Source organism: Bacillus gobiensis (genome assembly GCF_001278705.1).
GTDB classification, from domain to species: Bacteria; Bacillota; Bacilli; order Bacillales; family Bacillaceae; genus Bacillus; species Bacillus gobiensis.
This window is the reverse complement of sequence record NZ_CP012600.1, coordinates 2,778,744-2,791,816: the sequence shown is the minus strand read 5'-3', so window position 1 is coordinate 2,791,816 and position 13,073 is coordinate 2,778,744. Positions and strand designations below refer to the sequence as shown.

At 38.9% G+C, this 13,073-nt stretch carries 15 protein-coding genes; 11 read left to right on the top strand and 4 right to left on the bottom strand.

Features of this window, described 5'->3' with window-relative positions:
• Together AM592_RS24700 and AM592_RS24695 are read left to right on the top strand one after the other, a co-directional pair.
• Positions 1-229: Lrp/AsnC family transcriptional regulator (locus AM592_RS24700; protein WP_225970232.1), on the top strand; the 229-nt coding region annotated here is incomplete at its 5' end.
• Positions 226-426, top strand: coding sequence for an Lrp/AsnC ligand binding domain-containing protein (locus tag AM592_RS24695; protein ID WP_211086133.1), 201 nt, complete (start codon positions 226-228; stop codon positions 424-426). The genes AM592_RS24700 and AM592_RS24695, both read left to right, overlap by 4 nt.
• A gap of 90 nt (positions 427-516) precedes the next feature.
• On the opposite strand, the gene AM592_RS13985 is transcribed toward AM592_RS24695, so the two are convergent.
• Complete coding sequence (locus AM592_RS13985) at positions 517-852, bottom strand: hypothetical protein (RefSeq protein WP_053604358.1); 336 nt, start codon at positions 850-852, stop codon at positions 517-519.
• A gap of 918 nt (positions 853-1,770) precedes the next feature.
• Here AM592_RS13985 and AM592_RS13980 point away from each other — a divergent pair.
• From AM592_RS13980 to AM592_RS13970, 4 genes are all read left to right on the top strand, one after another.
• Positions 1,771-2,217, top strand: a complete 447-nt coding sequence (locus AM592_RS13980) for a hypothetical protein (protein WP_053604357.1) — start codon at positions 1,771-1,773, stop codon at positions 2,215-2,217.
• Positions 2,218-2,245: 28 nt separating this feature from the next.
• The gene (locus tag AM592_RS24160) at positions 2,246-2,389 is read left to right on the top strand and encodes a hypothetical protein (RefSeq protein ID WP_158320306.1); all 144 of its coding nucleotides are present in this window, start codon (positions 2,246-2,248) and stop codon (positions 2,387-2,389) included.
• A gap of 234 nt (positions 2,390-2,623) precedes the next feature.
• Positions 2,624-2,848, top strand: a complete 225-nt coding sequence (locus tag AM592_RS13975) for a hypothetical protein (RefSeq protein ID WP_225970231.1) — start codon at positions 2,624-2,626, stop codon at positions 2,846-2,848.
• 483 nt (positions 2,849-3,331) lie between these two features.
• The gene (locus tag AM592_RS13970; RefSeq protein WP_053604355.1) at positions 3,332-3,979 is read left to right on the top strand and encodes a peroxiredoxin-like family protein; all 648 of its coding nucleotides are present in this window, start codon (positions 3,332-3,334) and stop codon (positions 3,977-3,979) included.
• Positions 3,980-4,361: 382 nt separating this feature from the next.
• On the opposite strand, the gene AM592_RS13965 is transcribed toward AM592_RS13970, so the two are convergent.
• On the bottom strand, positions 4,362-5,192 hold the full coding sequence (locus AM592_RS13965) for a MetQ/NlpA family ABC transporter substrate-binding protein (protein ID WP_053604354.1): 831 nt from the start codon (positions 5,190-5,192) through the stop codon (positions 4,362-4,364).
• Positions 5,193-5,305: 113 nt separating this feature from the next.
• A complete protein-coding gene (locus AM592_RS13960) occupies positions 5,306-6,568 on the bottom strand; it encodes a dicarboxylate/amino acid:cation symporter (RefSeq protein WP_053604353.1) in 1,263 nt (420 codons plus the stop codon).
• Between the two features lie 593 nt (positions 6,569-7,161).
• Between AM592_RS13960 and AM592_RS13955 the strand changes: the two genes are divergently transcribed.
• The 5 genes from AM592_RS13955 (at position 7,162) to AM592_RS13935 (ending at position 12,813) form a co-directional block, all read left to right on the top strand.
• Positions 7,162-8,871 carry an ABC transporter substrate-binding protein gene (locus AM592_RS13955; RefSeq protein ID WP_053604352.1) on the top strand — a complete coding sequence of 570 codons (1,710 nt, stop codon included), beginning with the start codon at positions 7,162-7,164 and terminating at the stop codon, positions 8,869-8,871.
• An 85-nt stretch (positions 8,872-8,956) separates the two neighbouring features.
• Positions 8,957-9,913 carry an ABC transporter permease gene (locus AM592_RS13950; protein WP_053604351.1) on the top strand — a complete coding sequence of 319 codons (957 nt, stop codon included), beginning with the start codon at positions 8,957-8,959 and terminating at the stop codon, positions 9,911-9,913.
• A gap of 45 nt (positions 9,914-9,958) precedes the next feature.
• Positions 9,959-10,858, top strand: a complete 900-nt coding sequence (gene opp4C, locus AM592_RS13945) for an oligopeptide ABC transporter permease (protein WP_225970398.1) — start codon at positions 9,959-9,961, stop codon at positions 10,856-10,858.
• A gap of 3 nt (positions 10,859-10,861) precedes the next feature.
• Positions 10,862-11,851, top strand: coding sequence for an ABC transporter ATP-binding protein (locus tag AM592_RS13940; protein ID WP_053604350.1), 990 nt, complete (start codon positions 10,862-10,864; stop codon positions 11,849-11,851).
• The gene (locus tag AM592_RS13935) at positions 11,848-12,813 is read left to right on the top strand and encodes an ABC transporter ATP-binding protein (RefSeq protein WP_053604349.1); all 966 of its coding nucleotides are present in this window, start codon (positions 11,848-11,850) and stop codon (positions 12,811-12,813) included. Before AM592_RS13940 ends, AM592_RS13935 begins: the two co-directional genes overlap by 4 nt.
• Before the next feature lie 65 nt (positions 12,814-12,878).
• Here the strand turns inward: AM592_RS13935 and AM592_RS13930 are convergent, their stop codons facing one another.
• Positions 12,879-13,067: a hypothetical protein gene (locus AM592_RS13930; RefSeq protein WP_053604348.1), complete on the bottom strand. Its 189-nt coding sequence runs from the start codon at positions 13,065-13,067 to the stop codon at positions 12,879-12,881.
• Positions 13,068-13,073: the final 6 nt, after the last annotated feature.

The following is a 13,073-nucleotide window of genomic DNA, read 5'->3' as shown; positions in this document are numbered from 1 at the left end:
AAGGATGGTTGACATGATTGATCACATCGATATGGAGATCATACGCTGTTTACAAAGCAACTCAAGAATGCAATGGAAACAGATCGGGCAGCTTGTCCATCTGTCTGGTGTGGCCGTAGCCAATCGAATTCAGCGTTTGGAGGAGATCGGGGTCATAGAAGGGTATACGGTCCGGCTGAACGAAAAATTGCTGGGAACATTTACTGTATTTTTATTATCGTTCAGATGAAGGATTATAGGCATACGAAGTTCCAGGAATTTATTCAGGAGCGAGATGAAATTAAAGAAGCTCACCGTGTCAGCGGGGAGCCGTGTTTTATTTTAAAAGCCCAGGTACCTGACCAAAATCAGCTGTCCAAGCTGTTGGATGAGATTCTGGTCTACGGCCATTATAAAATCAATATTTCCATTGGGCAGTATAAATGAACCTCCGGATAGGCAGTCGCATTAAAAACGACATTTTCAGATGAAGAAGGGGTTTTTGTTTTGGAGTAACTATCGGATCTAGTCTCGATATTAACTTTGTTTTACTATCAACCACATATGAATTCTTGATGATGGTGAATAAGACCACAATGTACTAAAACGGAGTAAAACAGCCATAACATTTATGTGTCTAGGATACATTTGTACTACATATATGTCTTCCAATGGATCAGTAGCGTATCCTGCACTAATAACCTGTTGCCCATTCAATCGAAAATCTACAATTTCATTTGGCTTCATTCTAACTTGAGTCGGTTCCCATAAATAACGGATGAAGCCATGCCCAAGATCCTGTTTAGTCGCTTCATCAACATCCAGTTCAAAACGTCTATCAGGTATGTCTCTATAAAAACTTTCTGGATTCACTCCTGCAATCCTTCGGCTACGGCACTTTAAAAGGGAAAGTTACCGAGTGGATTTGAACCACTTAGATTGCGTGACTGCGGGGCCCACAGAAAAAGCAGGATTAATCCTGCTCAGCTTGTAGGAAAACGCCGTTTTCTCTACTACAGGTATTTGGCTATATTCATGTCAAAATTTGCTTAGCGTACAAAATTTCCGAAATGTTGGCTGTACCCCTTTTAGCGCTTGGAGATAGAAAGCATAAAATTAGCCCTTCCAACTGGGAAGAGCTAATCTTGTTGAATTAACACAATGCCTTTCATCATCAAAGTAAACCCTTTCATTGCTAAAGTAAATGGGAGCAAACTCTTTCACCGATGCATGTAAGAGCAAAGGTGCACACGTTAGAATGAGATTAAGGGCAAAAACACATGCATATGCTTCAATTGGCGAACTTGCGGCTCAATTTTTACAACATTATAACAATTGAGAAGGGTGATTTTTTTGAATTAAATCAATTATTGAGCTTCAAAGACAGAACATTTGTTGATTAAGTTGGGGCGATAATGTTTATCGTTTGGATGGTGGTATTAAAGTACAAGAAAATAACTCAATTTTGATGTACGACATTTTATTGATTAGGAGGAATGAGCATGAAAAAGTTTAAAATGATTGTCGTTGCACTGGGCGTTGTGTTGTTAAACAATTGGCCGTAGTCACACCAAGCAATCATGATGAAACGTTTCCGAGTATTAGGAGCTCCTTTTGACTTTCGAAGGGAGGATGGTTCCCCAAGGGGAATTATAATCAATCTTTACAGATCGATGTCCCGAAAAGCCGTTGTATCATAATGAAAGAGCTTGTTTTGGAAAGGATAGTAGATTTATAGGATTATATGGATAATAAGATTTTTCAAATCCAAACGGTAGAGGAGAACTGAGAATGAAAGTTATGAAAATGTTTAAGCCTAAAAAGGTAATAGTTCCAGTGATTATGATGGTGTTTTCTCTGATTATGACAGTCTCTGTTCCGTTTACCGCTTCTGCGGCTGGTTGGGATTATATGGGGGAAGATTGGTTTAGAACACAAAGTAAAAACTTTAAATCAGGTGGAGGCGATTTTAGGGTTTGTCTTCCCTATTATAGTCCAAAAGGTTATTACTATTTATTTGAAGAAGATCCATATAACCCAGACGATCAAGTAAAATCTGGCGTTTACTTTGGTAATAGTACAAGTGATGATTTTTATTATACGGAATCTGCCCATGGACTTTATTGTCATGTCTTCAGAGATGTTAATGCTTGGGTCGATGGCTCTAATAATCAAGCTGAATTTTATGTGAAAAGATACTCTGATAATGGAACAGTATATGTAGAAGCCTGGGATTGATTCATAAAGGCTAAAATGAAGGATGGTGATGATCGAACCGATAGGCTGCAGGGTAAACTACCGATGGAAAACGAAAAAAGAAGTTGGAGCTGGTGCAGAAACCAAGATAGGATTAATCTACCATGAGTGCTTTCCAAAGGGAGCGACATTCTGTGATGCACCGTGGTCGTAGGAGTCAGACTAACGGATGGGCTCTAACGCACCATAGTTGATCGACCTTCTTCTCCCAGCCGTAGTAGAAGTATTGACGGCTTCTCCATTTTCATCCTCTGTGGTGCAGCGCTGTTTCTTGCGCTGCATGGATGCTAACGGGCAGATTTACTCAACAAACTGGCACGAAAGAACGGCTGATTAAACGGGCGCATGATTTTTTGTTTGTTTCCGATGTCACAATCAGGGCCTTACATTGTTATATGTACAAAACGTAAAGGAGCTGGGAAAGATGAACGACTTGACATGCATAATCATCGGAGGCGGCTATGCAGGGCTACAAGCGTTCAAACAAATACAGGCAACGACACGGGACGTGGCGAACGGACGGCGGATTCGGTTTGTTCTGATCGACAAGCAGCCCGGTCACTTGCGCAAGTCGCTGCCAAACCCACAGCTTCACAGTATGACCATATGCTGATGTTTTTAAACCTAGAGACAAAATCTTTATGTCTCGAGCATCCTATTGTCTTTTTAACGTTGATGTTGAGCTTAAAGCTCATGTTTTTAAAAGCGAGTTAGACGTAATGGTGCTCTACGTGCAATTTAGACTCTCACAGAAAAAAAGTTATTAATGAATGTCACAAATCCAAACCATTCCCCGTCTTAGTTTATGAAAGACTAAACAGCGAAGGAAGGTATGGTGGATGAAACAGTTTGATGTGGAAAGCATTGATGGATGCATTGCAGGTTGGGTGGCAGCAATGATCCAGCATGGACGATCGAGAAACTCGAATTGGAACTGTTTATCCAACGTTTAACCGAACCTAATTATCTTTTCTGGTCGTAGTTTAGTCTGTGTGTGGTTGATTGAACCTGTACCGCACCAGGCGTTGTCATTATTATTTGGGTAGATTGTGCCTCGGGTACAGTCTATGGAAAAATCGTTCAAGAGGTGAAAAAAATGACAAAATTATTTGATGAAATTCGGCAATTCCATGAAAGCTTTGAACAAAAAGTCTTGATCGAAAACAAAAGACTCATAGCACAAGCAACAAAAGAATTGGCCGAATCGAATATGGCAAAGGGATTATCGATTGGTGAACAAACGCCTGATTTTACATTAAAAGATCCCACAGGCGTTTCCATTACCCTTTATGAAGAATTGAAAAAAGGACCTGTCATCTTAACTTTCTATCGAGGCGGATGGTGTCCGTATTGCAATCTAGAATTAAGAGCTTACCAACGAGTATTAAAAGATATTACCGCAGCAGGAGGACAATTAATTGCTATTAGTCCTCAAACTCCTGATTCTTCACTCACGACGAAAGAAAAAAACGAGTTAGAATTTCTTGTTCTAAGTGATACGAACGGAAGCGTTGCTGAAAACTACAATTTAATATTTAAGCTACCTGATTATCAAATTAAAATTTATAAGGAATATGGTGCGGATCTAACAATCCATAACGGAAATGATACATGGGAGCTCCCAGTTCCAGCAACTTATATTATTGACCGATCAGGAAAAATTCGATTCGCGAGTGTAGATCCTGACTTTACAAAAAGAGAAGAGCCCACAAGAATGGTAGAATTGTTAAAAGAGGTTCTGTAAAAATTCAAAAATTGATTGTAGGGAAAATTCCTCATCGCTATCAAGTTAAGGTTTTATAGTACCCCAAAACGAAATTTTGGGCTTCCTCGTAACAAAGAAGCTCATCATTTTGGGGGTATTCATTTTGCTTAGTTTGATGGCCCAGTGAGAGAGTGAAAATGAACTTCACTCACTCCATAGTGGTGAAAAGCTTGCAAAACTCTTTTTTGATGTTCTTCTTCTTAAATAATAGCCGGTTTTCATCACGTTAAGGGTGAACATCGGTAGCCACAAGTAATAACATGAAGAAGTATCACTCAACCCTAATCGACCAATCAGATGGAGCCCCACCTTTAATGCGTCCCCGCCGGGTGTTTTTCTTTCCTTATAACAATGTCCTTTTTTATTTCAGGTCACTGGGGACATACCAATAATCATTTTTGTTGTGTTCCGCAAGGTATTTTTTAAAGTCTTCCGATTTGTAGGCTTCGACAACGGCTTTCGCCCACTTAGTGTTTATGTTTTTCTTGTCCACCGTGGCGACCAGCTCCAGATCCTTGATGAGGGATTCAGACAGCAGCGATTTTTTCGGATCAATGTGAGATGCGTAGACGATGCTGCCGGGCAGGATGCCAAAGTCGATGTCATCCATGGCACGCGGGATCTGGGCGGAATCCATGGTTGTGATATTTAAATGTTTCGGATTAGAGATGATGTCTTTCTGTGTTGCTGTCAGCGGAGTAACACCCGGTTTCAGTTTAATCCATCCCGCTTTCTGCAACAGTAGATACGCGCGTCCTGCGTTGGATGGATCCTGTGGAATAGCCACTTTTGCACCGTCCTGTACTTGATCGATGGTATTATGTTTGTTAGAGAAAATACCGGCCCTTACCGTTGGAATATGAACAATAGGCGTAAGGTTTGCCTGCTTTTCCACGTTAAAGTTTGTAAGATATGCCGTATGCTGGTCAACATTCAAATCGATATTTCCTTCGCTTAAAGCTATATCTGCCTGAAGGAGATCAGAAAAGTTGGTCAATTTGACGGTGTAGCCTTCTTTCTCAAGAATAGGCTTTATCGCCGATATAAAAAGTTCACTGTATGGTCCTGGCGAGGTTCCCACCCGAATTGTTTTTTCATCAGATGAACCTCCAATGCCGCAGGCGGCTAAGCTGAGCACCAGCAACCCAACAATAAGTATGAACGCATTCTTCTTGTATATATGTCTTCCCATGTTTCATTCTCCTCTGTTTATTTTCCCGATTCTTCAAGAAACAGAAAACAACACAGCGGACCGTCAGTTTTTTTGTTTATTGATTGCTGCTGAGCCGACCGCTGCCCTTTACTTTATTTTCCTTCAAAGCTTAACTTGTTTTTTTCAGGAGTATAATCAAATTCCTTTTCCGATTTAGCAATAATAACAGTGGCTAAGGAATTTCCAATCACATTTAGTGAGGATCTTCCCATATTTACAAAGAAATCAACTGCCATTAATAAAGCCACTCCTTCTGCAGGTAATCCAAGTTGATGAGAGGCTGCTAATAAGACAACTACGACCGCCGATGGAACAGCTGCGATTCCCTTAGTAATGATGGCTAAAAATAAAACGATCGTAATAATTTGTCCTAATCCTAAAGTCTGATGAAAAGCATTTGAAATAAAAATGACTGCTAAACTAATGTAAATAGACGCGCCATCAAGATTAAAAGAATATCCCAGGGGTACCACAAAAGATGTCACGGAACGAGAGGCGCCAAATTTTTGCAAACGTTCAATAACGGAAGGCATAACAACACCCGAACTGCCCGTTGTAAATGTTAGTAGAAGAAGATCTCCAATATTTTTTAATAAGTCAATATAAGGGACACGAAATATCAAACTAATAATGGGGAACAATATCACCGCGGTTATCAGAAATGCAGCATAAGCTATTAAAACAAATTGTCCCAATGAAATAAGATTGTGTAATCCATACTTTGCAACGTCATAGGCTAAAAAACCAAAAACCCCCACAGGAGCAAATGAAATAGCATATTCTACAAGTTTAAACATTGCTTGCGACCATGATTCAAAGAAACTAACTACTGGTTTAGCTTTTTCACCTATTGCATTTAACGAAAAACCTAGAAAAGAGGCAAAAAATATTATGGGTAATAAATTTCCTGAAGCAAAAGCATCAAATATATTACTAGGGATAATGTCAAGAAGAAAAGTCTTAAAGTCTATACTATGAGCAACTCCCCCTAATGAAGAGGTGTCCACATTTCCCACGTTAATATTGTCTCCGATAGATAGCACTTGTCCAAGAACGATTCCCAAAACAATTAGAAAAGTAGTGACAATTTCAAAATAAATTAATGATTTTATAGCAATTTTCCCAAACCTTTTTGCATTGCTAATACCAATAATGCCTAAAACTATTAATGGGAAAACAAGTGGAACAATAACCATTTGTATTAAGTTTAAAAAAGCTGTCCCTAATATTTGTAAATGAATTCCCCATGTTTTACTAAAATATCCTACTAAAATACCTAAAACAATGCCGATTATGACTTGATATGTTAAATTTAATTTCTTTTTTGGTTTTTGCTCTGATGTGTTTTCTTTCACTTTAAAATTCTCCTCTGTAAATAATATGGCTTATTCATATATGATTTTATAAAAACTAGAATAGATAGAGGACATTTGAATTTCTTAAGTTTATGAATCTTGACCAGTCACCTTTTTGGCTCTTCTATGCCGCCTTTCATTCCAAAATGGTAGAGCAGCTACTAGTCCTTTAGATCATTATGTTTAAACTAACGAATAAGATAGATAAATATTTAATCTAACCCATTCAAATAGATCTTGGGATTCTAAAGAATTTAGCTGTTTATCTTCTGACATTTGAATTCCTCCTTAATTATTAAATCATATAAAATTTATCGGAATAATAAACTTTGTTCTTAATATACTTAGCATGATTTTAATTGTCAATTACTTTTTTATATTAAATTATCAGGAGTTAATTGCACAAATTATTAAGATGAAATTTAAATTTTATGTTTCATAAAAAAAATAAACCAAGTTGACTTAACGGAATACTATGTTTTAATATGGTCATTGAAATGATAATTTTGGAAAAACAGATATCTGAAATAATAAATAGGGGTGAGGCATTAATCGTAAATGTGAATTTCTTATAAAAGGGGAGGAGAAAAGAAATGAAGAAGAATGTAATACTTATTTTTATACTTTCTGCCGTCATTGTATTACTTTTGGCAGGGTGCCAAACAGAACAGTCTGGAGCAGAACAAAGCAGCAATGAAGGAAATAAAGGTGATGTACAAGGTATTAAAGACGAGGTGATTAAAGCTTCTGATCCTTCAAAATCTCCGCAAAATGCAACAAACCGCAAAGATACGGTAGTTGTAGCTCTTCAAGAGCCAGGCGGTATTTTCACACCTTATTTTTACTCGAATGGCTACGATGGTAATGTGACATCTGCTATATTTCCGCCACTTGTAGACATTGATAAAGAAGGAAAGCCAACCCCTGGTCTTGCCGAGAACTGGGACATATCAGACGATGAGTTAACATATACATACCATTTACGAAAAGGTCTGAAATTTGACAACGGGACTCCATTAACTGCCGATGATGTAGCTTTTACTCTTACTCTTTTGCATGATCCGGCATATGACGGTGGAACGGATATTTTAGAAGCGAAAGTTAAAGGCGGGAAAGAATACAAGGAAGGCTCCTCTAAAGAGATTGGAGGCATTAAAGTCATTGATCCGCAAACGATTGAGATCACTACAGAAGAAGTGAATGCGAGAGCACTTCGTTTGCTTGGTGGCCAGGTTCTTTCAAAAGAATACTATGGCAAGGACTATAAATACGGGAACTTAGATTATATTAAGGATCTTTATTCGAAGCCGGTTGGCGCCGGTCCGTATAAATTCGATAAATACATTCCTGGTCAAGAGGTTCGGTATAAAGCAAATGAATACTATTATGGCGGAAAGCCTGAGGTTGAGAACTTTATATACAAAACAACTGAAGGCGATGGATTACAGTTTTTTGAAACAGGAGAAATTGACTATAGTGGTTTTCCTGCAAATAATGACAATTTTGAAACACTGAAAAGCTTGGGTTTTGCAAATATAAATCTATATACTTCAAGTGCATATAGCTACTTGACATTCAACCATGAAAAACCATTTTTCAAAGACAAGAAAGTGAGACAGGCTTTTATTTACGGGCTAAATCGCCAATCCATTCTCGATACTACATATCAAGGCTACGCGCAGGTAGCGAATGAACCCGTATCTCCTACATCATGGGCTTATACAGATGACATAAATCCATATGAATATGATCCTGAAAAAGCAAAAGAATTGTTGGATGAAGCAGGGTGGAAAGAGGGGTCTGATGGCATACGTGAAAAAGATGGTACAAGGTTGACGATACGCTATTTCACCTCAAAAACGCCATTATCTGATGTTTTGATTCCAATTGCTAAAGAGAATTATAAAGAAATTGGTATTGAACTAGAGGCTGAGCAGATGGATTTCAATGCACTATTGTCAAGAGTTGAAAAAGGCGATCATGATCTTGCGTCCTTCTCAACTCCAATGCTGACTGATCCATATAATGGAGTTGTCGATTTCCATTCCGAAAAGCCGGACGCTGTTACTGGTTACAAAAACGGAAAAGTTAATCAGTTAATTGATGAAAGCATTAGTACGAATGATATCAAGAAACGCACCGAAAAGTATCATGAGCTGTATAAAGAATTAAGCGATGATCCGCCTTATATTTTCCTGGGATATACTAAAATTCTTTCGGCCCATAATGCGAGAATTGAAGGCTTTGAACCGAACGGATACCGGGGAATTACCCCAAATCTTCCGAAATTGATAATAAAATAAGACAAATTTAATCATAGAATGTGGCAGCCTGCTGATCGAATAATCGGCAGGCTGGCCACACTTTTCTTTTAGAAGGAGGCATGAAATGAAGGCATACATTATCAAACGATTTCTCTATATGATTCCAACCCTGTTAGGTGCATCTATTCTAATCTTTTTTCTCTATGCATTAACGCCTGGAGATTTTGTGGATTCAAATTCCAGTCTGACAGCTGAGAGAAAGGCCGAGCTAAAATTGTTGTATGGGCTTGATCAGTCGATTATCCAGCGCTATTTCACTTGGATCGGTAATGTTTTTACAGGTGACTTCGGGTTCTCATTGCAATATCAACAGCCTGTCTCATCATTATTGTCTGATTACATATGGAATTCATTTATTATTGCTTTTGCATCCCTCATCTTAACATGGGTAGTAGCTATTGTGATTGGGGTTATTTCTGCGACAAGACAGTATTCTTTTTTTGATTCGGCAGTTACATTGGGTGTTTTCGCTGCAATGTCACTTCCATCCTTTTTTATAGGCCTGCTCTTAATAAAGATCTTTGCCGTCGATCTAAATCTATTCCCAGCTGGCGGAATGAGTACCACTGGCAGTAATGCTACCGGTTTTTCATACATTCTTCAGGTACTTGATCACATGTTTCTCCCAGTGGTCGTTTTGACAATGCTCAGCGTAGGTTCGCTTACCCGTTATTTTCGGACAAATATGCTTGAAGTTGTTAAACAGGATTTTATCAGAACAGCTAGAGCAAAGGGGTTAAAAGAAAAAGTAGTGATTTACAGACATGCCTTACGAAATGCATTACTACCAGCTATTACTTTGTTCGGTTTCGAATTGCCTGCTTTATTCAGTGGAGCTATTGTTATCGAACGGGTTTTTAATTGGCCCGGGGTAGGTTCTATTTATATGCAGGCATTTACTGTAAGAGACTATCCGCTTTTAATGGGATTTACAATGTTTATTGCTGTATTAACCGTAGTCAGCAACTTATTGGCAGACCTTTTATACGGAGCAGCAGACCCCAGGGTTCGAGTGAAATAGGAGGGGAATAAGTTGGAGAGTGTGAAGGGAATTTCTAGAGAACATGTGAACACAAGATCGATAAAGAAACCAGTATCAATTTGGAGATTAACCTTTCGAAGACTAATGAAAAACAGAATGGCAATGGGAGGATTATACTTCCTTGTTTTTATATTTGTTTTTTGTTTTATTGGACCTCTATTTTCTCCTTATGCAGGAAATAAAGTGGATACATTAAATATCAATAGTGCACCGAATGCCTCTCACTGGTTGGGGACTGACAAGCTTGGCAGAGATATTCTTACCAGGGTGATGCAAGCAGGAAGAATATCCCTAACGGTTGGTCTTGGATCCATGGTACTTTCTGTTTCAATTGGGGCAGCACTTGGGATTGTTGCAGGATATTATCGTGGAATAGTAGATCAAGTGATTATGAGAACAGCGGATGTACTAATGACGATACCTGGGCTTCCACTTTTGTTCATTATGGCAGCAGTTATGTCCGATTGGAAGGTGCCTGCGGATACTAGGTTATATATCGTCATGATCATGCTGAGTTTCGTTGGTTGGCCGGGACTTGCCCGACTCGTAAGAAGCCAGGTTTTGAGTTTAAGAGAACGTGAATTTATGCATGCAGCTGACGCCTTAGGTCTCAAGGATAGAAGAAAGCTATTTGGTCATTTAATGCCTAATATTATTCCTATACTTATTGTCTCGGCTACTCTAAGTGTTGGGGGCGCAATATTAAGTGAATCTGTACTTAGTTATTTTGGTTTGGGAGTCGTTCCTCCAACAGCTTCATGGGGCAATATGATAGACTCAGCCAATTCACTAATCGATTTTCAAAGAAGACCTTGGCTGTGGATCCCTCCTGGATTAGCAATATTTGCAACGGTAGTAAGCATTAATCTACTTGGTGATGGTTTGAGGGATGCCTTAGATCCGAATATAAAAGGGAGGAAGTAATACATGTCAACCGCACCAAAAACCATTATGGATATAAAAAATATTAGTATTCATTTTTCAACTGAAAACGGAATCGTAAAAGCTGTTAACGACATCAGCTTTCGTATAAAAGAAGGGGAAACGGTGTGCATCGTTGGAGAGTCGGGCTGCGGGAAGAGTGTAACCGCGATGACCTTAATGGGTTTAATTGATGAAGCTACAGGAAAAGTTATGAGCGGTGAGGTTTGGTTTAACGGGCAGGATCTTTTAAAAGCTAGAAAAAGAGAGATGAATCGTTTAAGAGGTAACGACATTGCTATGATTTTTCAAGAGCCCATGTCATCCCTAAATCCAGTGTTGAAAATTGGCCATCAAATTGAAGAAGCAATCCTTGAGCATCGGCAGATTTCCAGAAAAAATGCCAAGAAGTTGGTCCTCGAGTTGATTGAGCTTGTCGGGATTCCCGGAACAAAAAAAATTGCAGAAAGCTACCCCCATCAGTTAAGCGGAGGAATGCTGCAAAGAATAATGATCGCGATCGCTTTAAGCTGCAACCCTAAGTTATTAATAGCAGATGAACCTACGACTGCCTTAGATGTTACGATTCAAGCGCAGATCCTTGAGCTATTAAAAAAGGTTAATGAGGAGAAAAACACATCTATCCTTTTAATTACCCACGATCTTGGAGTTGTGGCAGAAGTGGCGGATTATGTCGTGGTTATGTACGCAGGGAAAATTGTTGAGCAGGCATCAGTATATGAGCTATTTAAAAATCCACAGCATCCTTATACAAAAGGATTATTAAAGTCAAAACCAGTGATAAACCAAAGAAAAGACAGGCTATATTCGATTCCTGGCCAGGTGCCAAACCTAACCAATGTAGATGGCTTTTGCCTATTTAGTGATAGATGTGAATATTGTATGCCGGTATGCCGAGAAAAGCAGCCGGCATTAAAAAAGACAAAAGTCGGTCATCAGGTTGCTTGCTGGTTGCAAGAGGAGGAGACAGGATGAAAGAGAATTTAATTGAAGTACAAAACCTAAAAAAATATTATCCTGTTTCTGGAGGACTTTTTGGCAGAAAGATTGGACAAGTAAAGGCCGTTGATAATGTCAGTTTTACAATTAAACGGGGGGAAACTTTTGGCCTTGTTGGGGAATCAGGAAGCGGAAAGAGTACTATTGGGCGCACAATATTGCGTCTATTAGATAAAACAGCAGGAAGCGTTATGTATGATGGAATCGATCTTTTCTCACTCTCTAAGCAAGAAATGAGACTGCTTCGAAAAAAGCTGCAATTTGTTTTTCAGGATCCATTTAGTTCACTCAATCCGCGAATACGTATTGGTGATGCCATTGGTGAAGCAACACTCGATCATCAGCTATTAGGAAAAAAAGAAGTAAGAAAGAGAGTGGAAGAGGTACTCGAGCTTTGTGGGCTACCTTCTTATTATTATGATCGTTATCCTCACGAATTCTCAGGGGGACAGCGGCAGCGCATCGGAATTGCTAGAGCGGCCATATTAAATCCTGATCTAATTGTTGCTGATGAACCTGTTTCTGCTTTAGATGTCTCTATCCAAGCCCAAATCATTAATCTATTCAGTGATCTGCAGAAGGAAAAGGGATTAACATACTTGTTTATTTCTCATGATTTAAGTGTTGTTGAGCATCTTTGTTCACAAATAGGGGTACTCTATCTTGGCAATCTCATGGAAATGGCCCCAAGAGACAAGATTTTCTCAAACCCGCTTCATCCGTATACGAAAGCCCTGTTATCTGCAGTTCCAATTCCTGATCCTACTCAGAGAAGAGATCGTATCGTTCTTAAAGGAGATATTCCTGATCCTTCGTCTCCTCCTCCAGGATGCAAATTTCATACGAGATGCCCATATGCTGAAGAAATTTGCAAAGATAAAGCACCGGAATATAGAAAAGTAGAAGAAGATCGATTTGTGGCTTGTCACTTTGCATAAATTTTATAACCTAAATGGGGTTGTCCATAAAGTCAGTCAAGATGACTTTATGGAGAGCCCCTTTACTAATTCCACAACAATAAAAAGAATACAAAAGTCACGGCATAGACCAGGAATAAAGCTATCGATGCCTTTACAAGCTTGTTCTTCGTGTTAAAAACTTCTTTCGCGCCATTGACAACGATGTTGTAACCGAAGCAAATAATTGACGATACAAAAGCGGCGAGTGAAACGATAAAGAGAATGATCTCCATTAAACT

Bases quoted from the DNA above. Each gene is read 5' to 3' on its own strand.
- AM592_RS13980 (WP_053604357.1), top strand. From the start codon at position 1,771: ATGAAAGTTATGAAAATGTTTAAGCCTAAAAAGGTAATAGTTCCAGTG.
- AM592_RS13955 (WP_053604352.1), top strand. From the start codon at position 7,162: ATGAAGAAGAATGTAATACTTATTTTTATACTTTCTGCCGTCATTGTA.
- AM592_RS13935 (WP_053604349.1), top strand. From the start codon at position 11,848: ATGAAAGAGAATTTAATTGAAGTACAAAACCTAAAAAAATATTATCCT.
- AM592_RS24160 (WP_158320306.1), top strand. From the start codon at position 2,246: ATGATCGAACCGATAGGCTGCAGGGTAAACTACCGATGGAAAACGAAA.
- AM592_RS13965 (WP_053604354.1), bottom strand. From the start codon at position 5,192: ATGGGAAGACATATATACAAGAAGAATGCGTTCATACTTATTGTTGGG.
- AM592_RS24695 (WP_211086133.1), top strand. From the start codon at position 226: ATGAAGGATTATAGGCATACGAAGTTCCAGGAATTTATTCAGGAGCGA.
- AM592_RS13970 (WP_053604355.1), top strand. From the start codon at position 3,332: ATGACAAAATTATTTGATGAAATTCGGCAATTCCATGAAAGCTTTGAA.
- AM592_RS13940 (WP_053604350.1), top strand. From the start codon at position 10,862: ATGTCAACCGCACCAAAAACCATTATGGATATAAAAAATATTAGTATT.
- AM592_RS13950 (WP_053604351.1), top strand. From the start codon at position 8,957: ATGAAGGCATACATTATCAAACGATTTCTCTATATGATTCCAACCCTG.
- AM592_RS13930 (WP_053604348.1), bottom strand. From the start codon at position 13,067: ATGGAGATCATTCTCTTTATCGTTTCACTCGCCGCTTTTGTATCGTCA.